At 68.1% G+C, this 23,194-nt stretch carries 21 protein-coding genes and 1 tRNA gene; 8 read left to right on the plus strand and 14 right to left on the minus strand.

Translation table 11 applies throughout. From position 1 onward, the window contains the following. Positions 1–247: 247 nt before the first annotated feature. From ettA to ACFYO1_RS28715, 4 genes are all read right to left on the minus strand, one after another. Entirely contained in the window at positions 248–1,924 is a 1,677-nt protein-coding gene (gene ettA, locus ACFYO1_RS28700; protein WP_387237209.1) for an energy-dependent translational throttle protein EttA, read from the minus strand. Between the two features lie 86 nt (positions 1,925–2,010). Continuing rightward, positions 2,011–2,502: a single-stranded DNA-binding protein gene (locus ACFYO1_RS28705; RefSeq protein ID WP_387237212.1), complete on the minus strand. Its 492-nt coding sequence runs from the start codon at positions 2,500–2,502 to the stop codon at positions 2,011–2,013. A 187-nt stretch (positions 2,503–2,689) separates the two neighbouring features. Continuing rightward, positions 2,690–3,655 (minus strand): serine/threonine dehydratase, encoded by a 966-nt coding sequence (locus tag ACFYO1_RS28710; RefSeq protein WP_387237215.1) that lies wholly within the window; start codon positions 3,653–3,655, stop codon positions 2,690–2,692. 67 nt (positions 3,656–3,722) lie between these two features. Next, entirely contained in the window at positions 3,723–5,756 is a 2,034-nt protein-coding gene (locus tag ACFYO1_RS28715) for a cytochrome c oxidase assembly protein (RefSeq protein WP_387237218.1), read from the minus strand. An 81-nt stretch (positions 5,757–5,837) separates the two neighbouring features. On the opposite strand from ACFYO1_RS28715, the gene ACFYO1_RS28720 reads away from it, so the two are divergent. Next, positions 5,838–6,224 (plus strand): DUF4345 family protein, encoded by a 387-nt coding sequence (locus tag ACFYO1_RS28720; protein ID WP_387237221.1) that lies wholly within the window; start codon positions 5,838–5,840, stop codon positions 6,222–6,224. Positions 6,225–6,293: 69 nt separating this feature from the next. Further along, positions 6,294–6,367: transfer RNA gene (locus tag ACFYO1_RS28725), tRNA-Arg, on the plus strand. A 291-nt stretch (positions 6,368–6,658) separates the two neighbouring features. Here the strand turns inward: ACFYO1_RS28725 and ACFYO1_RS28730 are convergent. Both ACFYO1_RS28730 and ACFYO1_RS28735 read right to left on the minus strand, forming a co-directional pair. Beyond that, positions 6,659–7,219: a dihydrofolate reductase family protein gene (locus ACFYO1_RS28730; protein WP_387237224.1), complete on the minus strand. Its 561-nt coding sequence runs from the start codon at positions 7,217–7,219 to the stop codon at positions 6,659–6,661. 415 nt (positions 7,220–7,634) lie between these two features. After that, positions 7,635–8,549: a LysR substrate-binding domain-containing protein gene (locus ACFYO1_RS28735; RefSeq protein WP_387237227.1), complete on the minus strand. Its 915-nt coding sequence runs from the start codon at positions 8,547–8,549 to the stop codon at positions 7,635–7,637. A gap of 127 nt (positions 8,550–8,676) precedes the next feature. On the opposite strand from ACFYO1_RS28735, the gene ACFYO1_RS28740 reads away from it, so the two are divergent. Together ACFYO1_RS28740 and ACFYO1_RS28745 are read left to right on the plus strand one after the other, a co-directional pair. Beyond that, on the plus strand, positions 8,677–9,447 hold the full coding sequence (locus tag ACFYO1_RS28740) for an SDR family oxidoreductase (protein ID WP_387237230.1): 771 nt from the start codon (positions 8,677–8,679) through the stop codon (positions 9,445–9,447). A gap of 38 nt (positions 9,448–9,485) precedes the next feature. After that, positions 9,486–10,670: an MFS transporter gene (locus tag ACFYO1_RS28745; RefSeq protein ID WP_387237233.1), complete on the plus strand. Its 1,185-nt coding sequence runs from the start codon at positions 9,486–9,488 to the stop codon at positions 10,668–10,670. Positions 10,671–10,964: 294 nt separating this feature from the next. Here ACFYO1_RS28745 and ACFYO1_RS28750 read toward each other — a convergent pair whose 3' ends face one another. Both ACFYO1_RS28750 and ACFYO1_RS28755 read right to left on the minus strand, forming a co-directional pair. Continuing rightward, positions 10,965–12,125 carry an acyl-CoA dehydrogenase family protein gene (locus ACFYO1_RS28750; protein ID WP_387237236.1) on the minus strand — a complete coding sequence of 387 codons (1,161 nt, stop codon included), beginning with the start codon at positions 12,123–12,125 and terminating at the stop codon, positions 10,965–10,967. A gap of 7 nt (positions 12,126–12,132) precedes the next feature. Further along, on the minus strand, positions 12,133–12,972 hold the full coding sequence (locus ACFYO1_RS28755; RefSeq protein WP_387237239.1) for a CoA transferase: 840 nt from the start codon (positions 12,970–12,972) through the stop codon (positions 12,133–12,135). Positions 12,973–13,167: 195 nt separating this feature from the next. On the opposite strand from ACFYO1_RS28755, the gene ACFYO1_RS28760 reads away from it, so the two are divergent. Then, positions 13,168–13,752, plus strand: coding sequence for a TetR/AcrR family transcriptional regulator (locus tag ACFYO1_RS28760; RefSeq protein ID WP_387237242.1), 585 nt, complete (start codon positions 13,168–13,170; stop codon positions 13,750–13,752). A gap of 42 nt (positions 13,753–13,794) precedes the next feature. Here the strand turns inward: ACFYO1_RS28760 and ACFYO1_RS28765 are convergent, their stop codons facing one another. The 5 genes from ACFYO1_RS28765 to ACFYO1_RS28785 all read right to left on the minus strand — a co-directional run bounded on the left by ACFYO1_RS28765 (position 13,795) and on the right by ACFYO1_RS28785 (position 18,605). Further along, entirely contained in the window at positions 13,795–14,601 is an 807-nt protein-coding gene (locus ACFYO1_RS28765) for an MBL fold metallo-hydrolase (RefSeq protein WP_387237245.1), read from the minus strand. Positions 14,602–14,689: 88 nt separating this feature from the next. Further along, positions 14,690–15,553 carry an alpha/beta fold hydrolase gene (locus tag ACFYO1_RS28770; protein ID WP_387237247.1) on the minus strand — a complete coding sequence of 288 codons (864 nt, stop codon included), beginning with the start codon at positions 15,551–15,553 and terminating at the stop codon, positions 14,690–14,692. A 44-nt stretch (positions 15,554–15,597) separates the two neighbouring features. After that, complete coding sequence (locus tag ACFYO1_RS28775) at positions 15,598–16,752, minus strand: MFS transporter (protein ID WP_387237250.1); 1,155 nt, start codon at positions 16,750–16,752, stop codon at positions 15,598–15,600. A 20-nt stretch (positions 16,753–16,772) separates the two neighbouring features. After that, positions 16,773–17,339 (minus strand): NADPH-dependent FMN reductase, encoded by a 567-nt coding sequence (locus tag ACFYO1_RS28780; RefSeq protein WP_387237253.1) that lies wholly within the window; start codon positions 17,337–17,339, stop codon positions 16,773–16,775. Positions 17,340–17,585: 246 nt separating this feature from the next. Beyond that, a complete protein-coding gene (locus tag ACFYO1_RS28785; protein ID WP_387237256.1) occupies positions 17,586–18,605 on the minus strand; it encodes a helix-turn-helix domain-containing protein in 1,020 nt (339 codons plus the stop codon). 365 nt (positions 18,606–18,970) lie between these two features. On the opposite strand from ACFYO1_RS28785, the gene ACFYO1_RS28790 reads away from it, so the two are divergent. From ACFYO1_RS28790 to ACFYO1_RS28800, 3 genes are all read left to right on the plus strand, one after another. Then, positions 18,971–20,113, plus strand: coding sequence for a hypothetical protein (locus ACFYO1_RS28790; protein WP_387237259.1), 1,143 nt, complete (start codon positions 18,971–18,973; stop codon positions 20,111–20,113). A gap of 317 nt (positions 20,114–20,430) precedes the next feature. Continuing rightward, positions 20,431–21,906 (plus strand): NDP-hexose 2,3-dehydratase family protein, encoded by a 1,476-nt coding sequence (locus ACFYO1_RS28795; protein WP_387237262.1) that lies wholly within the window; start codon positions 20,431–20,433, stop codon positions 21,904–21,906. Then, entirely contained in the window at positions 21,906–22,490 is a 585-nt protein-coding gene (locus ACFYO1_RS28800) for a dTDP-4-dehydrorhamnose 3,5-epimerase family protein (RefSeq protein ID WP_387237265.1), read from the plus strand. Before ACFYO1_RS28795 ends, ACFYO1_RS28800 begins: the two co-directional genes overlap by 1 nt. Here the strand turns inward: ACFYO1_RS28800 and ACFYO1_RS28805 are convergent. After that, complete coding sequence (locus ACFYO1_RS28805; RefSeq protein WP_387237268.1) at positions 22,474–23,193, minus strand: class I SAM-dependent methyltransferase; 720 nt, start codon at positions 23,191–23,193, stop codon at positions 22,474–22,476. The two genes, ACFYO1_RS28800 and ACFYO1_RS28805, sit on opposite strands and share 17 nt — an antisense overlap. Position 23,194: the final 1 nt, after the last annotated feature.

The raw sequence follows: 23,194 nt of genomic DNA on the forward strand, positions 1-23,194 counted from the left end.
CGGCGGCAGCGGGGCCGAAGCACCTCGGTTCAGCTCGGCTACCAGGTCGACGGTGGGGGCCGCCGATTGCTCGAACTGTACCTGCGCATTCACGTGTCCCACACTAGCGAGACGGAGGACGTCCGTGGGGCGCAGGTGTACCGCCGTTGTGCCGGATCCAAGACATAACGGGCGTCCGGTATTTCGGCGCCGGCCGGGATCGAGTCGTGCGGTCGTGCGCGGCGACACGACTCGATCCCGAGCCGGGTCAGTCGCGGGTCAGCCTGCGATGCGTAACCCGGTGCGGGCGGGCGGCTTCCTGGCCGAGGCGCTCGATCTTGTTGGCCTCGTAGGCCTCGAAGTTGCCCTCGAACCAGAACCACTTGGCGTCGTTGTCGGAATCGCCCTCCCACGCCAGGATGTGCGTGCAGGTGCGGTCCAGGAACCAGCGATCGTGGGAGATCACCACGGCACAGCCGGGGAACTGTTCGAGTGCGTTCTCCAGCGAACCGAGGGTCTCCACGTCGAGGTCGTTGGTCGGCTCGTCGAGCAGGATCAGGTTGCCGCCCTGCTTGAGCGTGAGCGCCAGGTTCAGCCGGTTGCGCTCACCACCGGAGAGCACGCCGGCCGGCTTCTGCTGATCCGGACCCTTGAAACCGAACGCGCTGACGTAGGCGCGCGACGGCATCTCCTGGCTGCCGACCTGGATGAAGTCGAGTCCCTCGGACACGACCTGCCAGACGTTCTTCTTCGGGTCGATCCCGGCCCGATTCTGGTCGACGTAGCTCAGCTTGACCGTCTCGCCGATCTTGACCTCGCCGCTGTCCGGCGCTTCCAGGCCGACGATGGTCTTGAACAGCGTGGTCTTACCGACACCGTTCGGGCCGATGACGCCGACGATGCCGTTGCGCGGCAACGTGAACGACAGATCCTTGATCAGTTGGCGGTCGCCGAAACCCTTGTCCAGGTGCGAGACCTCGACCACCACGTTGCCCAGGCGCGGGCCGGCCGGAATCTGGATTTCCTCGAAATCCAGCTTCCTGTGCTTGTCGGCCTCGGCCGCCATCTCCTCGTACCGGCCCAGGCGGGCCTTGTTCTTGGCCTGGCGGGCCTTGGCGCCGGAGCGCACCCACGCGAGTTCGTCCTTGAGCCGCTTCTGCAGCTTCTGGTCCTTCTTGCCCTGGACCTCGAGCCGCTGGGCCTTCTTCTCCAGGTAGGTGGAGTAGTTGCCCTCGTAGGGGTAGGCGCGGCCGCGGTCGAGTTCGAGGATCCACTGGGCCACGTTGTCCAGGAAGTACCGGTCGTGGGTGACCGCGAGCACGGCGCCCGCGTACGCGGCCAGGTGCTGTTCGAGCCAGAGCACGCTCTCGGCGTCGAGGTGGTTGGTCGGTTCGTCGAGCAGCAGCAGGTCGGGCTTGCTCAGCAGCAGCTTGCACAGCGCGACGCGGCGACGCTCACCACCGGAGAGGTTGGTGACCGGCTCGTCCGGCGGCGGGCAGCGCAGCGCGTCCATCGCCTGCTCCAGCTGAGAGTCGACGTCCCACGCGTCAGCGTGGTCCAGGTACTCCTGCAACTTGCCCATCTCGTCCATGAGCTCGTCGGAGTAGTCGGTGGCCATCAGCTCGGCGATCTCGTTGAAGCGGTCCAGCTTCACCTTGACCTCGCCGAGGCCCTCCTCGACGTTGCCGCGGACCGTCTTCTCCTCGTTCAGCGCGGGCTCCTGCATGAGGATGCCGACCGTCGCGCCGGTAGCGAGGAACGCCTCGCCGTTGTTCGGCTGGTCCAGTCCCGCCATGATCTTCAGGACGCTGGATTTACCCGCGCCGTTCGGGCCGACGACACCGATCTTGGCGCCAGGAAGGAAGTTCAGGAAGACATCGTCGAGCACGACTTTGTCGCCATGGGCCTTGCGAACCTTCTTCATCGTGTAGATGTACTCAGCCATAAAGAGGAAGCCTATCGGTGTCGGAAACGGTGAGTAGAACCGGCGGATGCCCCGCGCAGCGCGCGGCCGGAAGTCCGCCGAAAGGGTCAGGCGTCGGCGGGCTCGGGGTGGGTCGTTCGGGGTGGCGCCGTGGAGGCGGCTGCGACATTCTCCCCCAGCCCGTCGCCTGCCGGCACCTGAACTTCAGCGCCGAAGCGGTCTCCAGTATTCCGCATCTGCGACCACCTGGTCACCCGCGCGGTGCACCGGCCGAGATCCGGGCCGACGGCGCTGGCCCGCATCTCCAGGTCACGCCGCTCTATCCCGTCCCGGCCGCGGAATTCGTGCGAGCGCAGCTGACCGTATGCGATGACCGGATCGCCGCGTCGCAGCGAGGCCTCGACCCCGGCCACCAGCCTGCGCCAGCAGTTGACGGTGAGGAACAGGGTGCCGCTCTCCACCCACTCCCCCGTGCTGTGGTCCAATCGGCGCGAATTGCTCGCCATCCGGAAACTCAGCAGCTGCTCGCCGTTCGGCAGTTCCCGCTTGATCGGATTGTTGACGATATTGCCGATCACGGTCGCGTGCGCCTCGTACATGATTACGCCCCTTCGCATTCGGCCCGCGGCGGGTGCCCGGGAAGTTCCGCTCGTCCGGGAGGACCCCTCCAGCCTCATCGATGCGCGGGGCGAGCGGTCGCCTCGATCCGTGAATGTGGACAACTTTTCCGAATGTGGATATCCGGTGCTTCGTTCCTTGCCACCGGCGGGATGCGGGCGAAAGTGGTTACAGCACCGAGAGATCGGTGTTGGCGCCGCAGAGCACGATCACCGGGCGCTCGTCCGGCGCGGGGACGTAGACACCGCTCTGCACCGCAGCCAGCGCGGCCGCACCGGCGAACTCCACCACGATGCGGAACTCGCGCCACAGATAGTCCCTGGCCGTCGCGATCGCATCGTCGGTGACCAGCAGCGAACGCACCTGATAGCGGCGCGCGATGTCCATGGCGATGTCGCCGATCCTGGTGGCGCCCAGGGATTCCGCCGCGATACTCGACACCGCGACCTCGACCGGCCGGTTCGCCGACAACGCCGCGTGCAGGGTCGGAATGCCCTCCGGCTCGACCCCGACCACCTGCTGGCGCCGGCCGATCGCCGCCGCGATGCCCGCGACCAGCCCGCCGCCGCCCACCGCGGCCAGCACCGGCGGCCGCCCGCGCACCTGCTCCTCGATCTCCAGCCCGACCACGCCCGCGCCCGCGACGATGGCGGGCAGGTCGTAGGCGTGCAACTGCACCGCCTTGCGCTCCGCGGCGAGTTCGTTCGCGTAGCCGAGCGCCTCCGCGTAAGTCGTTCCGTGCCAGAGCACCTCGGCACCGTGCGACCACATGGCCGCGACCTTGGTGTGCGGCGCCGACTCGGGAACCACCACGGTGCAGGACTTTCCGAGATGCGCGGCGGCCAGCGCGGCGGCGATCCCCGCGTTGCCCCCCGAGGCGATGACCACCTCGGTGCCCGCCGGCGACTCGAGCAGCGCGTTGAAGCTCCCGCGCACCTTGAAAGTGCCGCCATACTGCAGGTATTCGAGTTTCATCGTGACCGGCACCGGCCCGTTCGGCCCGGCGACGGAGGTGTGGAAGACCGGCGTCTTTCGGATCCGCCCGGCCAGTCGCCTACGCGCGGCCCGTACGTCGGATCGGTAGATCCGCTCGACCGGTCTGTGTTCGGAGAAGACTACGGACCGCTCGTTCACAACCACACCTTGACCAACTCGACTCCACCATGACCTGAGACTTCATGCCCAAAAGCATTGGGCTCACCTACTTGTGTACCCCTCGGTCACGTTTTGCCAGCTCCGCGAACATCGCGTTGTGCGCGGAGAGGGCGGCGTCGTGGTCGCGGTCGGCGGCCCGATCGGTGCGCTGCGCCAGCCGCCGATCGCTGCGCGACCATTGGATGAGCAGCGCCAGCATCACAACGACCAGCGGCACCTCACCGCTCGCCCAGGCCAGGCTACCGCCGGTGCGCTGATCGCCGAGCAGGTCGCCGTTCCAGCCCAGACCGAGGCCGCGATAGAACCAGCCGCCGAGCACCGTGTTCATGCTCATCAGCGCGATGCCGAAAAAGGCGTGGAACGGCAGCGAGCCGAACACCATGCCGAGCTTGGTCAGCGGTTCCACCCGCCGCGGCTTGGGATCGATGCCGATCACGACCCAGTAGAACAGGTAGCCGCTGAGCAGGAAGTGCAGGTTCATCATCAGGTGCGCGGCGTGCGAGTCCGCGTACGTGTCGAAGATCCCGCCAAGGTACAGCGCGTAGAACCCGCCGACGAAGATGACCGACGCCACGATCGGATGGGTCAGGAAGCGCGACACCGGATTGTGCACGGCGGCCAAAATCCACTCGCGTGGTCCCGGCGCTCCCGTGCGTCCGGCCGGCGGCAGCGCACGCAACGCCAGCGTCACCGCGCCGCCGAGCGCGAACAGGATCGGCGCCAGCATGGACAACGCCATGTGCGCGCCCATGTGCACGCTGAACATGGCCGGCGCGTATCGCCCGACGCCGGAGGAGGTGGCGATCAACAACACCAGGCAGCCGGACAGCCAGGCGATGGTCCGCCCGATCGGCCACGCGTCGCCGCGCGCCCGGAGCCTGCGCACGCCGAGCAGATACACCACCGCGAGCACGATCGCCAAGGTGCCGAAGATCAGATCGAACCGCCAGTCGAACAGCAGCCGTGCGACATTCGGCGGCCCGGCCAGGTCGTAGCCGAGTTCGACCTCAGCCACGGTCGGCCTGCTGGTCGGCGGGGGCGGCGGCGTGCGGCCGAGGCCGACCGCAAGACCCATGGTCGCCGCGAACACCAGCACCTCGACCCCGGCGAAGCGGACCAGCGCGCCTCGATCGCGCGGGTTCGCCGCGAGCGCGGGCAGTGCGGCGCGCCGCTGCGCGAAACCGATCAGGCCGAGCACCACCAGCGCGGCGGCCTTGGCCAGCACCAGCCGGCCGTAGGTGGTGGTGAACAGGTCGTCCCACGGCACCCGGATCCAGGAGTTGATCACCCCGCTGACCCCGATGGTGACGAACGCGATGCTCGCGGTGAACGAGAAGCGTCGCGCGGCGAGGTCGGTGTGCGCGCCGCCGCGGCGTGCGTGCGCCAGCAGCGCGAACAGGCCGCCCACCCACACCGCGGCCGAAACCAGGTGCAGGATCAGGCTGTTGGTCGCCAGGTCGTGCGCGCCGCCGGAGGACGAGTGCCCGGTCAGCGCCAGCGGCATCATGGTCACGATGGACGCGGCGAACAGCACCGGGGTCCAGCCCCAGCGCAGCGCGATCCGCGCGCCGACCGCGACGATCAGCGCGAACAGCACCGTGGTGCGCCACGCGCCGGCCAACTCGATCTGATCGATGGCGCGCCAGAGCGCCTCCGGGCGCAGCGTGTCGCGCACCGGCTGCCCGGTGGTGTCGGACACCGTCAGCGGAATCAGCAGCGCCGCACAGCAAGCCCAGATCAGCGCGAAGTTCGAGGCGCGGCGCACCGCGCGATACCCGCCCACGTCGAGCAGCCCGCTCGCCTGCGGCGGCACCAGGAACGCGGCGAACAGCAGCGAACCGACCGTCAACGCCGCCGACAGATCCGCGAGCGCACGCATCGCGGGCAAGCCGTAGGTGGTCAGCGCGCCGGGATCCGGGATACCGAGCAGGCTCAGCGCCTGCGCCGCGGACAGACCCACCACCAGCGCCGCTACCACCGCCGCGATCGCGCCGGTGAGCGCGATCACAACCGCGTATGTCGCCGCCGAGCGAGTGACCTCCAGATCAGATGAAGCGGACGGGTCCTGCGCTGACGACATACGACTGAGCGTAGTTCGATTGTTATCGCGTGGCCGCGCCGGGTTTGGGCCGATAGGGTGGTCGCAGATCACGGAGGTGCAATGTCGATCGTTTCGATCGTGTTGATTGCCTTGGTGGCGTTGTTCTTCGCTGCCATGGGTGTTTACGGGCTACTGCGGCCCAGCCAACTCGCCGACCCGCTCGGCCTGCTCGCCGACCGCCCGGACGCTCGCGCCGAGGTCCGAGCCGTCTACGGCGGATTCGGTATAGCGATCGCGGTGATCCTCGGGTTGGCCGCCGCCGATGTCGGCGACCTGAGATTCGGGGCCTGTGTGACGGTCGCCGCAGCGCTCGGCGGCATGGCCGTCGGCCGCGTCTGGTCGGGCATCGTCGAGAGCCCGTCCGCCTTCTTCCCCGTCTGGTTCTACCTGGTGCTCGAGGTGATCATGGCCGCAATGCTCATACTCGCGGTCACGGTAGACCCCTAGCCATCTGGTCGGTCGCTATAATTGGCGCGCTGGACAGCACGGCCAATGTCGGCCATGGTGGAACCCACTGCCTCCGTAGCTCAGTTGGATAGAGCAAGGGCCTTCTAATCCCTAGGTCGCAGGTTCGATTCCTGCCGGGGGCGCCTTCCCGCTCTGACCTGGATATATTCCGGGTCAGAGCGGGATTACCCAAACAGCACAACGCTTAAACAGCTAGGGATTGCCGCGAGTGGACTTCGTCCATAGGGCAAGATCCAGACGAGCTGCTGGAGGATTTCACCAGCGAGTTGCGGCTGGCGACGACATCCGGATCGCTGGATCCGCCGACCGTGCCGGACAAGCCGACCCAGTGCCGACCATCGACGCCTTACGCACGTTGCTGGCCGACTGCGCAGGGGCGGCTTGATCGAGCCGGTTTGCCCTTGCCGGGCGCGTCAGCGCCGGACGCGGTAGCGGATGTGAGTCGCCTGCGGTGTGTCTATCACCCGTACGACGTCCAACTCGATCTCTGCCGGTAACACGTCGAACATTCGGTGGCCGCGGCCGAGAAGCACTGGGATCAAATGGATTTGCACCTCGTCCAGGACGCCTGCCTCGATCGCGCGTTGCGCGGTGTAGGCGCCACGCACCTGTACATCGCGCTCGCCCGCGGCGGCTTTTGCCTGGGCCATGGCGCTCTCGATGCCGTCGTTGACGTAGGTCACCAATGGGTAGCCCCATCGCGCGGCCGGGCTCGGCGGGCGGTGGCTGGGCACGAAGATCGGCAGGCCGTTGTGCGAGCCGCCCCAGTGGTCCATGAGCTCGGCCGTGCGCCGCCCGGACAGCACTGCGCCGGCGGCGTTCCATTCGTCCTCGAATCCCCGGGTCGGCCCCGACTCGTCGGCGGAATCGGCCCATCGGTGCAGCCGTTCGCCGTCCTCGCCACCGAGGAAATCGTCGGGGTCGGCGATATAGCCGTCGAGCGACATCGACATGTCGAGCACCGATGCGGACACTGCAACCTCCTGAGCTGAAAACACTTTCTGCGAACTCACGCAACTCCCCCGTATTGCTGGGAGACCGACGGGTTCGTGATCAGCTTCGCCGAATAGGTACCGCCGAACCATCGGCACACGCATAGGCACCCCATCACGAGAACTTCGAAACACCCCGATGCAAGGCTGTGCGGAAATCGGCGGAGCGACGACGAGATCGCTTGCGCTGCCTCGAGTTCCGCCCCAGCCGACGGTTTCCAAAGTCAGGCGGTGAATCCCGGCGACCGCGACGCCGAGGTTTCGAGCAACCTCAACTGGCGCCTCTCAGGTCAAACCTCGCCAAGGGCGCACATCGTAGTCAGCCACGGAGAAAAGTTGGCACACAAGGGGTTTCAACGCGCATGCCCACGTGATCCCGCAGTCCGCTGCCCCTGGATCAGACGAGGGCGACTTCGGTGCTGCCAATGATCGTGCGGACCTCGGCGACCATGCGGGCGATGAGGTGTTGCGGGGCGGTGTCGGTCCAGACTATGGCGAGGTCGGACGCGGGAGCGTCGGTGACCGGGCGCCACACCACGGCGGTGCCGGGGATCCAGCGCGTCAACGGTTCGGGGGCGAGCCAGACACCCTTGCCGCGCGCGACCATCAGCAGGGCGTCCTCGACCTTGTCGACGACCGAGCCGCGCAGGGCCGGAGTGCCGTCGGGGCGTGGGTCGGCGAGCCAGTGGCAGAGGTTCTGTTCGGACAGGTAGATGTCCGGACGCAGCACCGGCTCGTCGGCCAGTTCGGCGAGTGTCACCGATTCCTGCTGTGCCAGCGGGTGTTTCGGTGACAGGGCGACCATGCGCGAGTCGCTGCGGACGGCGGCGTGCTGGAATCGGTCGTCGCCGAGCGGGAGCCAGATGAATGCGGCGTCGACTTCGCCGGACAGCAGGAGCGCGCGTTCCTCCGGCGGGGTGTGCACAGTGGTCAATTCGACCTCGAGTCCGGGGACCGCGGCCTCCATGGCATCGGCGACCTCGGTGGCGAACAGCGCCGTGGCGTAGGGGCAGCAGGCCAGGCGCAGCCGGCCGAGGCGGCCGCGGTCGGCGGCACGGACTCGATCGGTGAGCTCACCCAGGTCGGCCACCACGGCGTTGCCGCCGCGCGCGAGTTCCTCGCCGGCGGGCGTGAGCAGGACTCCCCGCGAGGTCCGGACCAGCAGAGTCACGCCGATTGCCCGTTCGAGCTGCTGAATCTGGGTGGAGACGGTCTGCTGGCTCAGGTGCAGGCGAGCGGACGCACGCGTGATATTGAGTTCGTCCGCGACGGCGAGAAACGACTGCAACTGCCGGATATCCAGGTCGATCACAGCAGCCACCCTATCGTTCGCTCGGCTACCGGCTTTCCCGGTGGCGGGCACCGGGTTCTTTTGTTTCCGCTTTCTTCGCCGACACAGCAGGCTTGTGGCAACCCCGATTGCTACGAAAGGACCTCCGGTGCGACTCAGTACGACCGACCCGGTGCGGAGTCAAAGACCAACCGGTGCAAAGGATCTGCTCGGCAAGGTCGCACTGGTCGCGGGCGGCACCCATGATCAGGGGGCCGCCTGCGCCGAGTTGCTCGCCGCTCGCGGCGCGACCACGGTGATCAGCTATGCCCACGGCGAGCACGCCGCCGCGCGGACCCTGGCCACGTTGGACGGGTACGGGACGCGGGCGGAGGCCATCCGATCCGACGCCATCCAGTCCGGTGACGTCACCAGCCTTTTCGAGGGTGTGACCGCCCGCCACGGCCGCCTCGACATCGTGGTACACGCGGTCGGGGCGGTCGTGCACAAGCCGCTGGCCGAGCACACCGACGCGGACTTCGATCTGCTGATCGACCACAACACGCGCAGCGCCTTCAATACCCTGCGGGCCGCGACGCGGCATCTCGCGGACAACGGCCGCTACGTCGTCATCACCGGTGCGCTCGCAGGCGCCGGACCCTACGTGTCGGCAATGTCCGCGGCGGCCAAGGCCGCGGTGGAGCACCTCGTCTCGGCCACCGCCCGAGAACTCTCGGGCCGGGACATCACCGTCAATGCCGTTGCGCCAGGTCCTGTTTCGGATTCCATATATCCCGCGACGGACATCCCCTTTCCGTCCTCGGCGCGCAGTCGTCTCGGTCAACCGGAAGACGTCGCCTCTGTCGTCTCATGGCTGACGAGCGAAGCCGCCGCCTGGATATCGGGGCAGGTCATCCGCGTCGACGGCGGAACCGCCTGAGCGCGACCGCAACTCACTCACCATCAAGGAGCAAAACCATGACCACCATCGACCCCGCGGCCACCGATGAGCGGGTATCGCTCACCCGCTGGCTCGGTATCGGCGCCGTAGCCGTCGGCACCTTCGCCGTCGTCACCTCCGAACAACTCCCCGTCGGGCTGCTCACCTCGGTCAGCAGCGCCCTCGACATCTCCGAAGGCACTGCGGGCCTGATGGTTACGGTGCCCGGCCTGGTCGCCTCCGCCACCGCACCGATCCTGCCGGTCGCCATCGGCCGCCTCGATCGCCGACACGTTCTGCTCGGCCTGATCTCCCTCATGGTCGGCGCGAACCTGCTGTCGGCTTTCGCCCCGAACTTCGCGGTCCTGCTGGTCTCCCGCCTGCTGATCGGCATCGCCATCGGCGGATTCTGGTCCCTGGCAGCCGGTATCGCGGTCCGCATGGTCCCCGGCGAATACGTGCCCAAGGCCACCGCGATCGCCTTCGGCGGCGCCACCGCGGCCAATGTCCTCGGTATCCCCGCGGGGACCCTGATCGGTGAACTCACCGACTGGCGCATCGCTTTCGGCCTACTCGGCGGTCTCGGCCTGCTGGTGGTTGCCGCCCTGCTCTGGCTCCTGCCCGCGCTGCCCGCCGACACCCCCGTCCATCTGCGCACCCTCGCGGATCAGTTTCGCAACCCCGTGGTCCGCACCGGCGTCCTCATTACGTTCCTCCTGGTGAGCGGTCACTTCGCCGCCTTCACCTTCGCGGCCCCGATCGTCGAGTCCCACATGGGAATCGACAAGTCTCTCCTCGGCCCGGTCCTGCTGGCCTTCGGCGTAGCGGGCATCATCGGCAATTTCGCCACCGGCGCGGCCACCGGCCGCAACGTACGTGCCACCATCATCGCCATCAGTGTCTCCCTCGCCGCGGTGCTGGTCCTGATCGCTCTCGCGGGCACCCTCCCCCTCACCGGCATTCTCCTGATCCTCCTGTGGGGCTTGTCCTTCGGCGGCATCCCCGTCGGTGTCCAAACCTGGATCCTCCGCGCCGCCCCCAATTCCGCCGAACCCGCCACCGCCCTCAACACAGCCGTCTTCAACCTCGCCATCGCCTTGGGCGCCCTCGTCGGCGGCCTCCTCACCAACGCCTTCCCCCTCACCACCGTCCTCTGGTTCGCCGCAGTCCTGAGCCTGCTGGCCACCGCCGCAGTCCTGGCCACCCGCCCCACCGCCAACTGAACACCCCGAAGGAGCAAACTCGTGCCCGCCAACAAGCGCCCGACTACGCCGCCCCCACCTCCGTATTGCCGCCGCCCCACCTGGCGAACCGCCCCCTGCACCGCCCCGCAACCCCCGTCTACGCCCCGCCCCGCCTGACCAGAAACAAACCGAGGAACCCCGAACCCCGAACAGCGGGTTCGGGGTTCGAGCCCTGACGGCACGCATGAAGACGAACGGCGCGTCATCGGGGCCTCCGGACGACCACAGCGTATCGATCCGACGCTCCGCAAGCAGACCTGATCCCGTCGTCGCTCACAGCGAGCGCGAGATGATTTCCTTCATGATTTCGCTGGTGCCGCCGTAGATCTTGTTCACGCGGGCGGCCGCGTAGGCGCGGGCGATCGGGTACTCCATCATGTAGCCGTAGCCGCCGAAGAACTGCACGCAGCGGTCGACCACGTCGCAGGACTTGTCGGCGGCGATCAGCTTGGCCATCGACGCGGTGGCTGGATCGTTCTTGCCGTCGATGTACTGCTGAATGCAGTAGTCCACCGTGGTTTTGATGGACAGCACCTCGGCCTTGAGCTCGGCCAGCTCGAACCTGGTGTGCTGGAACTTGACCAGTGGACGGCCGAACGCCTCGCGCTCCCTGGTGTACTTCAAGGCCTCGAGCACCGCGGCCTCGGCCATGCCCGCGCACACCGACGCGATGATCAGCCGCTCGCGCGCCAGCTGCTCCATGAGTTGATAGAAACCCAACCCCTCTTGTGCGCCAAGCAGATTCGTCACCGGCACCCGCATGTCGGAGAAGAACAGTTCCCTGGTGTCCTGCCCGTGCTGGCCGACCTTCTCGAGCACCCGGCCACGCTCGAAGCCCGGCAGATCCTTGGTCTCGGCCACGATCAGCGAGACGCCGGCCGCCCCCTTGGACGGGTCGGTCTTGGCCACGACAACCAGCAGATCGCAGTGAGTTCCGTTGGAAATAAAGGTCTTCGAGCCGTTGATGACGTAGTGGTCGCCCTCGCGAACGGCGGTGGTCTTGACCGCCTGCAGGTCCGAGCCGGTTCCCGGCTCGGTCATCGCGATGGCCAGCACCAGCTCGCCGGAGATGACGCCGGGCATCCAGCGGGCCCGCTGCTCGTCGTCGGCGTAGGTGTTGACGTAGTGGGCCGCGATCGGCGAGTGCACGATCCAGCCCGAGGAGGCGTCGTGGGCGAGCGCGAGCTCCTCGGCGATGACCGCGGAGAGCCCGAAATCGCCTGCCAGACCGCCGTATTCCTCCGGCAGGTCCACCCCGAGCAGCCCGGCGGCACCGAGCTTGTTCCAGAACTCGCGGTCGACCATGTGCTGCTTGGCCCACCGCTCCTGGTTGGGCGTGGACTCCTTGCGGAAGAACTCCGCCGCGTGCTTACGCAGCTCGCGGTGCTGCTCGGTCTCCCAGGAGGCGTGGTAGTCGGGGAAAAGTTCGGACATCGTTGTTCTACTCTCCGGCGGGGGCAGGGATACGAATCCCGTTGAGGGGAATGTCGACTCGGGCGGCGATCGTCTCCAGTTCGTCGATGGTCTTGTCGGCGAAGGCATCCCGCAGGCTTTCGTGACTGCCGCTGGCACCGAAGGTTTCGATGGTGCGCATGAAGAAGTGCGGTTCGACCGCACCGAGCGCCACGAAACCGTCCTTGCAGGGGTAGATGCCGTAGCCGGGGAACGCGCCGCCGAGCACCGCGCCCGGACCCATGAGCCGATAGCGCACGGCATCGCCCGCACGAGCCGCCGCGTCTTCCAGCGCGACCCGATACGGCTGTGCCACACCGGTGTTCGCGCGGCGCACCAGGGCGGCCAGCGCGGTGGACACGGCGCGTTCGGCCCCGAGCATGTCGGCGATCGGCACGGTCGGCATGGCCGGCGGGGTGAGTGTGGCGTGCACCGCCTGGTAGTTCAGGTCGTGGCCGGGCGTCTCGGGCTCATCGGCGTGGCCGACGATCTCGATGAGCGAGAGCCGGGGGAACCGCTCTTGCGGCTGCGCCAGGCCGAGCCGGGCCAGCGCGGAGGGACGCATGGAGGTGATGAGCAGATCGGCGTCGGTGAGCAGTTCATCGAGTTTCGCGCGGTCGGCGGCCTGCTTGACGTCGAGGGCCACGAGCTCTTGCCGCTCGACGAGCATCCGATACCAGTCGGGCGCGGCGGCGGCGAGCGGGTCGCCGTTGGGCGGCTCGACCTTGGTGACCCGCGCCCCGAGTTCCGCCAGCCGGGCCGCCGCGAGCGGTCCGGGCAGGTTCACCGCCAGCGAGACCACCCGAACGCCGTCGAGGGGTTGAGTCATCTGTGCCTCCATACTCATGAACAATACGCTTGTATCGTACATGGGTCTTTCGTCTAGACAACTGTCAGCGCGCACAACTTCAGCACGGAAGCTCGAGCGGCGAACCAGTAGGAATACAGATGTATCGATTACGATGCGTCACGTGCGCTTGCCTGACACCGCACGATGGGAAGCGCATTCGACGAGCGAGGACTGATGCTGAATCCGCGGGCCACGAATGACGACCTGACCGCCAAGGCGCGGATCCGCAACGCCGCCATGGACCTGTACGCACAGTACGGCGCGGAACGGGTGTCACTGCGCGCGGTCGCCGCCGAGGCCGGGGTCACGCTGGGTCTGGTCCAGCACCATTTCAAGACCAAGGCCGGACTCGTCGACGCCGTCGATCAGCTCGTGGTCGACTACTTCGCCGCCGCCGTGGGCTCGGTACCGCCCAGCGGCACCGCCGCCGAGGTGGCCGCCGCCCGCGACGAGGCCGTGCGCACCATGCTGCACAGCGACCCAGCCGTGGTGAACTACGTGCGCCGTGCGGTCCTGGAGCCGTCCGAGACCCGAATTCGCTTGCTGGACACCTTGATCGCCCTCACCCGCCGCGAGGTGGCCGGACTGCGCGAGGCCGGGATCGCCTCCACCGAGCGCCGCGAATCCGATCAGATCGTGTCCGTCCTGGTCCGCCAGCTCGGCGAACTCCTGCTCGCACCGCTGGTGGACGCGGTCTGGGAGCGAGTGGCCGAACCGGACCAGGCCAAGCCCCGGCTCGCGATCAAACTCGAGGACTGACAAGAGCTTTCACGCGCATACGGCCCGTTTCCCCGGCAGCGCTCAGGGGGTGGTCACGGTGGTGAAATCGACCGTCAATGGCACGCCGGGTGTCGGAATGCGCAGCAGATGGGCGCGGTCGGCGAGGGTGAAGCGGTGGGTGAGATAGTCCAGGTGTTCTGAGAAGTGCGCCCAGCCCTCGGCGTGGACGGGCACGACAAGGGCGTCGCCGAGCGCGTGGGAGGCGCGGACGGCGGTGCGGCCGTTGAGGGTCATATCGCTGTCGCCGAACCGATCGGCATTGGCCGCGCCGACGTTGAGGATGGCCAGATCGAGGCGGCCGACGCGATCGGCGATCCGCTGCACGTAGTCCACCGAGGCGTTGTCGCCGGAGACGTAGACGGTCGGCAGGCCGTCGGCCTGCAGCACGAATCCGGTGACCACGCCGGTCAGCGGCTCGCAGCCGTCCGGCCCGTGCAGGGCGGGCACGGCGGTGACGGTGACCGCGCCGAGCCGGATCGACTCCCAATTCGCCAGTCCCCGAACGCCTTCGACGCGACCGGCGGCATCGGGTGTGGACAGCACGGTCTCGACTCCGGCCAGGAACTCCCGGCCGGAACGGTCGAGGTTGTCGGGGTGCTGGTCGTGCGAGAGCAGCACCACGTCGACCCGTCCGAGATCGGCGGCGGCCACGGCGGGACCGGTCAGTTTGGCGAGGGTGATGCCGCCTCCGCCCACATAGTCACCGGGCTCGTCGAAGGTGGGGTCGGTCAGCCAGACGAGGTCGCCATAGCCGAAACGGATTGTGGGGCCGCCGATGTGGAGCAGTTCGAGGGTGGTCACGTTGTCGATGCCGACGGGGCTGTTCATGTCTGTCCTGCCTAGATATCGAGATGCGTACTGTGGGTTCGGGCGCGGCTTTCACCGACTCGGGGCGGTCGGCAGCGCGTCGATCGATTCAGATCCGGCCGAGGAAATCGCGGATCAGAGAGGCGATTTCGGTGCCATGGGTTTCCAGGGCGAAGTGGCCGGCGTTCAACAAATGGAGTTCGGCGTCGGGGAGGTCGCGCAGGTAGGCGCGGGCGCCGTCGGCGCCGAAGATCTCGTCGTGCTCGCCCCAGGCGATCAGCGTAGGCGGGCGGTGCTCGGCGAAGTACTTCTGGAAGGCGGGATAGCCGTCGAGATTGAACTGGTAGTCCCAGAACAGCTGGAGCTGGATCTCCTTGTTGCCGGGGCGATCCAGGTAGGCCTGATCCAGGGTCCAGGTGTCCGGGCTGACGAGCGGCTTGCGGTCTTCCGGAACCCCGTGCAGGTACTGCCATTTGGTGGCGTCGAGCTCGAGCAGCTTGCGGACTTCGGCCTCGTTGGCGGCGCGGTCCTCGGCGTGGGCGAACAGGACATCCCAGAACGGGGTGAACCCTTCGAGATAGGCGTTGCCGCTCTGCGAGATGAGCGCGGTGATTCGCTCCGGATTCCGGGAGGCGATGCGCAGACCGATCGGAGCGCCGTAATCCTGGATGTAGAGCGCGAACCGGTCGATGCCGAGGCTGTCGAGCAGCTGCTGGGTGATCTCGGTGAGCTTGTCGAAGCTGTAGCCGAATTCCTCGACCCGCGGCATGGCGGACTGGCCGAAGCCGATGTGGTCGGGGGCGATCAGGTGGTAGCTGTCGCTGAGTGCGGGCATCAGGTTGCGGAACATGGCCGAGCTGCTCGGGAAGCCGTGCAGCAGCACGATTGTCGGGTTCGCGGGGTCACCGGCCTCGCGGTAGAAGACGTCCATGCCCTGGATGTTCGCGGTGTGGTGCTGGACTGCGTTTGTCATTGTTGTTCTCCTTGTGCGGGTTTCGGGTCGACGACAATGGACGGTCAACCGGCCGGTGCGAGTTCGGGGCGGGGTGCGCGGGCCGGAGTCACCAGCGCGACGCAGGCGATGCTGAAGACCAGTCCGAGCGCGAAATAGCCTCGGTAGCTGTCGGTTTGGGCGTGAATGAGGCCGGCGATGCCCAGCCCCACGGCGGCAGACAATTGGTGGGTGATCCAGGCCGGGGCGAGGGTGCGGCCCATGCGGGCCGGATCCAGCCCGCGGGACATGACGGCCATGGTGAGCGGGACGATCGGGAACGACGCCGCGCCGAACAGGATCGCCACGGCGATCAGGACGCCGGGGCCGGGCACGAAGACCGCGAGGATCAACGCGACGATGCGGACGAGATACAAAGCCCGCAACAGCATTTCGGGACGGTAGGTGCGCAACAGCCGAACCATGGCGGCCGAGGTCAGGCCCGCCGACAGCGCGGCGAGGGCGACCAGGCGACCCGCGTCGGCGACGTTCCAGCCCAGCTCGGTCGCGTGCTTGGGCAGCATGAGGATCACCACGTACAGCGTGGCCGCGTGTAATCCGAAGGCGACCAGCAACTTTGCCCGGCCGCGCAGCGATTCCCCACCTCCGGCGGGCCGCTCCGCGCCGGGGCAGGCGGGAAGGCGCAACCCCAGGTAGATCGTCACCACGAGCCCGGCCGCGCCGAGTATCGCGTAGGTTGCGCGCACCCCGATCGGGTCGAAAAGGGCGGTGGCGGCCCACGGCGTGATCAGCTGGCCGAGGTTGATACCGAGCGCCGCGCGGGCGAGCGCCGGTCCGGCCTGATCGCGGAACACCCGGCTGATCAGGGTGGTGACGGTCAAGGTGGACGAGGACGCGAAGCCCAGCCCGCCGAGCACCATGTAGGCGGCGACGAATTCCCAGGTCCGGGTGACCACCGACAGCACCAGGTAGCTGCTCGAGATCAGCGCGAGGCCACCGACGAGCACAGCTTTGGCGCCGATGCTGTCGAGCAGCCGCCCGATCGGATGTTGAGCCAGGCCGGTGACCGTGGTGCCGAGGGCGGCGGCCACCGCCATGGCGGTGGTGCTGATGCCGTAATCGGCGGCGGTCGGGGCGAAGAACACCCCCATGGTGAAGTTCAGGCCGAAGGACACGGTCATGGCCATGAGCCCCGCCCAGGCGATCCGTTCAGGTCGCATGACATTGCCTCCAGGGCCGGCTAGCGGGCGTCGATCTTGGCGGTCAGCGCGGCGAGTAGGCCGGTGAGCAGGTCGATGGTGGTCTCGTCGACGAGCTGGCCCGCTTCGTCGAACCGCTCGTGCGAGCGGAAGGCGATCACCTCGGGCTTGACCACGACATCGCTCTCGGTCCACACGAACACCTGCCGCAAAGCCAATTGCGCTCGCACGGAACCGAATTGAGTGGGCGCCGCGCCCATGATGGCGATCGGCTTGCGATGCAACGGCAGACCCTCGGTCTTGGTCCAGTCGGTGGAGACCCAGTCGATGGCGTTCTTGAGTACACCCGGAATCGAATAGTTGAACTCGGGGGTGGCGATGAGCAGGCCGTCGGCGGCGGTGATGCGCGCACGCAGGTCGGTGACCGCTGCCGGACGACGCTCCGGAGTGTCGAGATCGAGATCGTAGGGCGGGATCTCGCGCAGGCCGTCGTAGATCTCGATCTCCAGGCCGCTGCTGAACTTCTGGGCCGCGCGCAGCAGGGCGGTGTTGTGCGACTCCGCGCGGAGGCTGCCGGAGATGCCGAGGATCTTCTTGGGGCTGGTCATGGTGTGGGCCTATCGGTCTGGTGGATGGAACGTGCGAGCTTCTAACCGTTAATAGCCGTTACAACGGTTAGACCCCTCGAATTGATTCCCGGCGCGCGGAATTCGTTCTCCGCGATCGCTACCGGTTCGCTCGCGTCCATGAATCTAAGGGCGGCCACCACACAGACCCGGGGACCGGACATGCCGCGCAGGGGACCGCACGCGCCAAACCGCCCGGATGGAACTACCGGCCGGCCCCGGCCCGGATCAGCCGGCGCGCTGCTCCGACTCCTGCCTGCGGAAGGCGTCGGGGCTGTGGCCGGTCCAGCGCTGGAAGGCACGGCGCAGGGCGCGGGCATCCGAGTAGCCCACGCGGGCGGCGACAGACTGCACCGGAAGCCCGGTGTCGCGCAACAGGTGCAGGGCGTGCTGCTGCCGGACGTGCTCCACTTCGGCACGCCAGGTGGTGTTCAGCTCGTGCAGGCGGCGCTGCAGCGTGCGCGGGCTGAGCGCGAGCCGATGCGCGACGCCCTCGAGCCGGAGCTCGTCGCGCGCCAGTGCGTCGGTCATCGCGGCGCGCAGTTTCTCCCTCCAGTCCGGAACACGCCGGGATGACGCGCTCAGCAGCCGGGCGTAGCCGCACAACACATCACCCAGACCAGGGTCTCCGCCGGTCGGCAACGAGCCCGCGTCGAGGAAGGTGATCTCGGAATACGGGGCGCCGAAATCGATGGCCCCGGTGCCGAACTCGGCGATCATCGCCGAATAGCGCTGCGCGCAGCGATGAGTGAACGCGACCCGGACGGGTATGACCTCGTGCCCCGTCGCCTCGCGCACCCGCCGCACGATGAGCGAGAGCACGAATTCCTCGACCGGCACGAAGACCGGATCGGATTCCACGGCGACCCCGACCCGCACGGTCAGCAGGCCACCGTCCTCGATAACCTCCCACACCACGGCCGGATCGGTCACCGCCGACCGCAACTCCATGACCGCGCGCAGGCTCTCGGCCAACGTCGCCCCGCTGGAGAACAGATAGTCCCAAACCCCCAGCACACCACGCTCGGCCGTGGCGGACGCGCACAGACCGGCTCCCTGTCCACCGACGGCGCCGATCAATTCCCACATCTGCCAGGCGGATTCGATGGGAACGCGGAGCCGTTCATCGTCGACCACGGCCGCCTCCGCACCCGGGAGGCCGAGGAGCTGCCCGGGCGTCGCCCCGACTCGCAATGCCGTTTCACGCAGTGCCAATGCGGTGCGCAGCGGGATGGTGCCTTCGATCACCGGCGGTAGCATAGCGAACAATCGAACCGATCAGTTTGCTCTGCGCGCGGCAGCGCCCCGGTCGCTTGCCGAGGAGTCGTCCCGCTTCACAGGTCCCCAGTGCGCACATCGGCTACTCGGGGGCGAGGTGATGCCATAACCTGACTGGCACTCGGCGTTATTACCAGTCGGAAGGAACTTGGATGAAGAGGTCGCGGTTGGTAGTTGGGCCGGCGGTGGTTGGGGTGGTGCTGACCGCGATGACTGTCGTCGGGGTTCCTGCGACCGCGGCGCCGGGCGATGGTGCGGAGCGGATTTCCTCCGAATGTATCGATTCGTCGGTTCCGCTCGGGGCGGAGGAGGCGCGGTCGGTCAGGGCGGAGCCGGTGGGGTTGATCGAGGGTGGTGGTTTCAGCGGCCTGGTGCGGTCATTCGTCGACGAGCTGTGTTCGGCGCCGGATTATGAAGCGGCACTTAGGCTCGCCACCGCCGACGCGCGACAGCTGTGGCGGCATGCGGTGGATCGCGCCCAGGGGCGGCGGCCGAGCGGCTCGCTGGCCGCGAGTGACGATCGGCCGCTGTATTGGGCCCGGCTGGCCGAGGTAGCCGCGGTGCGGCAGTGGCGGCCGTCGTTCGAATTGTCGCCTCGGCAACGCTCCGAGCTCGTCGCGGCGATCGACCGGACCGGGCGCGGGCAGGATGCGATCGCCTACTCGACGCCTCGTTCGACCACCAGGCATGCCTTGATCACCGGCTTCGACCCGTACAAGCTGGACGCCGAGATCCGAAATGGAAACTCCTCCGGCGCAACGGCGTTGGCGCTGGATGGCAAGATTCTCGAAACCGACCGGGGCCGGGTCGAATTCGCTGCCGCGATGTTGCCGGTGCGCTGGCGCGACTTCGGCGACGGCGTCGTCGAACAAACCCTGCGGCCGTTCCTGAGCGACGGCGCGGATCAGGTGGACCTGTTCGCCACGCTCAGCGTCGGGAGTCCGGGCGAATTCGACCTCGAACAGAACAACGGGGCCTGGCGCGGCGGGAAGGCCGATAACGAATCCGTCTGCTACCTGGGCAGCGTGCCGAATACGACGGCTGCGGGCGCGCAGCCGCAATGGACTCGATCGACCCTGCCGTTGGCGGAAATGGCGGCTGTTCCCGGCCCGTTCGCGGTGAAGGTGCGCACGTCGGTGGATACCGCACTGCTGCCCTTCTCTCCCGCGCTGCCGGTGATCACCGACTGCCGCGTTCCCCCCATTCCCGGCGTCCCGATGCCGGACGGCCCGCCGCCGGACTCGACCGCGTGGGCCGGTGGCGGCGGAAGTTACCTCTCCAACGAAAGCGCCTACCGTGCAACGCTATTGCGCGATGTCGCGGGACCCGGGCTGCCCGGCGGTCACATCCACACACCGGTGATCGAGGGCCTGCCCGAGACCGGATCGACCAGCCCGGAGTTCGACGCCAACCGCGACGCGATCATCACCCAACTGACCGGACTGCTGCTGACCGCCGCGGACACGACGCGACCCTGAATCGAGCAGACCCCCGATTCCGGTCGTAGCCGGCACTTCTCCGACCTGACCGACAAACCTTCGATGACCCTGCGACCTGAATCGCTTGCAGGGCAATCACTTATGCGCGGAGCCGGCGGCAGCGCGTTTCGGTGCGCGGCGACGACAATCCAGACCGACGGTGCTCGACGCCACCGGCGGCGCCCGGTTGGGCTGAGCCTTAGCGAAGTTCGAGCGTCTTGCGCGCCGACCCTCTAGCCAGGTGGGTCAGGGTGGGATCGGGGCCCGCCCGCACCGGGCCGGGCCGCTGACCGGGCGGACCGAGCAGGGAGTTTGATGTGGCGCACCACACGACCGTGGAACAGACCTCACCACTGTCCGTGGGTCCGGACGCGGACACGCCGCGCCGGTTCGCGGTGTCGGCCGTGGCGGGCTCCGATCCGGCGGGGCCGCTCGGGGATCTCGGCGCCTTCCGGCGGTGGTTCGAACAGTGCCAGGCGCGGGCGACGATCGCGGTGCGCCGAGTGTCGCTGGACGACCTGGACGGCTGGCACACGGACCCGGACACCGGCGACATCACCCACGACAGCGGCCGGTTCTTCACCGTCGGCGGCCTGGAGGTCCATCTGAGCGGGGCGGCGGTGCCGAGCTGGAGCCAGCCGATCATCAACCAGCCCGAGGTGGGCGTGCTGGGCATCCTGGTCAAGGAGTTCGACGGCGTGCCGCACCTGCTGATGCAGGGCAAGGTCGAACCGGGAAACGCTCTGGGACTGCAACTTTCGCCGACGGTGCAGGCGACCCGATCGAACTACACGAGGGTGCACGGCGGTTCGGCGGTCCCCTACCTCGACGTCTTCCGGGACACCGCGCGACACCGGGTGCTCGCGGATGTCCGGCAGTCCGAACAGGGTGCGTGGTTCCGGCAGAAGCGCAACCGCAACATGGTCGTCGAGGTGACCGAGGACGTGCCGGTGCTGCCCGGATTCCACTGGCTGACGCTGGGCCAGGTGCACCGGCTGCTGGCCGTCGAGGACCTGATCAACATGGACGCGCGCACCGTGCTGGCCTGTCTCTCTTTCGCCGGGTCCGCGCTGGCCGAGACGGTGCCGGCGCCGCGCGACGAGTTCCACGCGGCGCTGCTGGCCTCCTGCGACCCCGACCGGGGCAGCCTGCACAGCATGGCCGAGGTGCTCAGCTGGATCACCGACGTACGCACCCGCACCGAAGTCGCCACCCGGGAGCTGCCGCTGGCCGCGGTGCCCGATTGGCATCGGGTCGACGGAACGATCTCGCATCGGAGCGGGCAGTTCTTCGACGTGATCGGGGTCCAGGTGCAGACGCGGGTGCGGGAGGTGTCCGGCTGGAGTCAGCCGATGATCGCGGCGAAAGGCACTGGGCTGGTGGCGTTTCTGGTAGCGCGCGTGCATGGCGTGCTGCACGCGCTGGTGCACGCCCGCGCCGAACCCGGCTACCTCGACGTGGTGGAGCTGGCCCCGACCGTGCAGTGCACCCCGGACAACTACCGGCACCTGCCGCCCGCCGCCCGGCCGAGATTCGTGGACGAGGTGCTGTCCGCCCGGCCCGAACAGGTCCGCTATCGCACGCTGCTGTCGGAGGAGGGCGGCCGGTTCTACCAGTCGCGCAACACCTATGCGGTGATCGAGGTCGAGCGCGCCGGCAGGCACGAACAGCCGAACTTCCGCTGGATGCCGGTGCATCAGCTGGTGGATCTGTTGCGGCACAGCCACTATGTGAACGTGCAGGCGCGCACGTTGGTGGCCTGCCTGCACAGCCTGACCGCCCGGTCGCACTGATGCGGGTACGCGAGCTCGCGGTCGCCGGGGCACTGGCATTCGATGCCCCGGCCTTCGCCGACGACCGGGGCAGCTTCACCACGCCGCTGGATGCGCAGACGCTGGCCGCGGCGTTGGGCCGGCCGCTGTTCCCGGTGGCGCAGGGCGCGATGAGCCGGTCCCGGCGCGGGGTGTTCCGCGGCGTGCATTACACGCTGCCGCCGCCCGGCCGGGCGAAATTCGTGTGGTGTGCGCACGGCCGGTGTCTCGACATCGTGCTGGATGTCCGGGTCGGCTCGCCCACGTTCGGCGCCCACGAGGTGCTGGAGTTGGACGGAAGCGCCGAGCGCGGGCTGTATCTGCCAATCGGGGTCGCGCACGCGTTCCTCGCTCTGGAAGACGACACGGTGATGACGTATCTGCTCTCCGGCGGTTATATCCCGGACAACGAGTACGCGCTCGACCCGCGCGACCCGGCGCTCGGGCTGAATCTGCGCGGCGACTGGATCCTGTCCGAACGCGACACCGCCGCACCGACTTTGGCGGAGGCGATGGAACGCGGCCTGCTCCCCCGTTACGCGGACTGCCTCACGCTGGAGCCTTGACCCCGACGAACAAACCCCGGCCGAACGGCGCCGGCTGAACGAACTCCGCCGGGCATCCCGCCGCCGCGAACGCCGCGAGGTACTGCTCGCGCGTGAACAGCGCCAGCCGGTGCCGGTCGGTGAGGTGGCGGATTCCCCGCTCGGGCGTCGCGACCAGGTACTGCACGCTCATCACGACCGCGTCGCCGTCCCGCACGGAGTGCGAGAAGCGGGTCACCGCGCCTTCGTCGTCCCGGACCAGATCGGTGGCCACGTAGTTGTCGGCGAAGGAATCCGGGAAGACCCAGGGCTCGATCACCAGCACGCCGCCGGGGGTGAGATGCCGGCCGAGCGCGCCCAGCGCGCGCAGCAGATCGGGATAGTCGTCGACGTAGCCGATGCTGCTGAACATCAGCGTGACGACGTCGAACGTGCGCCCGAGATCGAAGTCCCGCATATCACCCTGGTGCATGGTGATTTCGGGGATGCGCCGCTTGGCCACCGCGATCATCTCCGGCGACTGCTCCAGGCCGGCCGCGTCCGGGAAGTCCGCGCGCAGGTGCCGCAGGTGGCTGCCGGTTCCCGAGGCCACGTCCAGCACGGACGCGGCCGCGGGGTTGCGGGCCCGGACCAGCTCGGCGACCAGCCGGGCCTCCCCCGCGTAGTCCTTGCCGCGATGGGCGTGGACGCGATCGTAGATGTCGGCGAACTCGCCCTCGTACATC

The organism is Nocardia sp. NPDC006044, assembly GCF_042871115.1.
In the GTDB taxonomy this organism is placed as follows: Bacteria; Actinomycetota; Actinomycetes; order Mycobacteriales; family Mycobacteriaceae; genus Nocardia.

Excerpts from the sequence above, each read along its gene's own strand:
- ACFYO1_RS28760 (WP_387237242.1), top strand. The coding sequence starts at position 13,168 with ATGCTGAATCCGCGGGCCACGAATGACGACCTGACCGCCAAGGCGCGG.
- ACFYO1_RS28705 (WP_387237212.1), bottom strand. The coding sequence starts at position 2,502 with ATGTACGAGGCGCACGCGACCGTGATCGGCAATATCGTCAACAATCCG.
- ACFYO1_RS28775 (WP_387237250.1), bottom strand. The coding sequence starts at position 16,752 with ATGCGACCTGAACGGATCGCCTGGGCGGGGCTCATGGCCATGACCGTG.
- ACFYO1_RS28770 (WP_387237247.1), bottom strand. The coding sequence starts at position 15,553 with ATGACAAACGCAGTCCAGCACCACACCGCGAACATCCAGGGCATGGAC.
- ACFYO1_RS28780 (WP_387237253.1), bottom strand. The coding sequence starts at position 17,339 with ATGACCAGCCCCAAGAAGATCCTCGGCATCTCCGGCAGCCTCCGCGCG.
- ACFYO1_RS28800 (WP_387237265.1), top strand. The coding sequence starts at position 21,906 with ATGCGGGTACGCGAGCTCGCGGTCGCCGGGGCACTGGCATTCGATGCC.
- ACFYO1_RS28750 (WP_387237236.1), bottom strand. The coding sequence starts at position 12,125 with ATGTCCGAACTTTTCCCCGACTACCACGCCTCCTGGGAGACCGAGCAG.
- ACFYO1_RS28755 (WP_387237239.1), bottom strand. The coding sequence starts at position 12,972 with ATGACTCAACCCCTCGACGGCGTTCGGGTGGTCTCGCTGGCGGTGAAC.
- ACFYO1_RS28805 (WP_387237268.1), bottom strand. The coding sequence starts at position 23,193 with ATGTACGAGGGCGAGTTCGCCGACATCTACGATCGCGTCCACGCCCAT.
- ACFYO1_RS28765 (WP_387237245.1), bottom strand. The coding sequence starts at position 14,601 with ATGAACAGCCCCGTCGGCATCGACAACGTGACCACCCTCGAACTGCTC.
- ACFYO1_RS28720 (WP_387237221.1), top strand. The coding sequence starts at position 5,838 with ATGTCGATCGTTTCGATCGTGTTGATTGCCTTGGTGGCGTTGTTCTTC.
- ettA (WP_387237209.1), bottom strand. The coding sequence starts at position 1,924 with ATGGCTGAGTACATCTACACGATGAAGAAGGTTCGCAAGGCCCATGGC.
- ACFYO1_RS28715 (WP_387237218.1), bottom strand. The coding sequence starts at position 5,756 with ATGTCGTCAGCGCAGGACCCGTCCGCTTCATCTGATCTGGAGGTCACT.
- ACFYO1_RS28745 (WP_387237233.1), top strand. The coding sequence starts at position 9,486 with ATGACCACCATCGACCCCGCGGCCACCGATGAGCGGGTATCGCTCACC.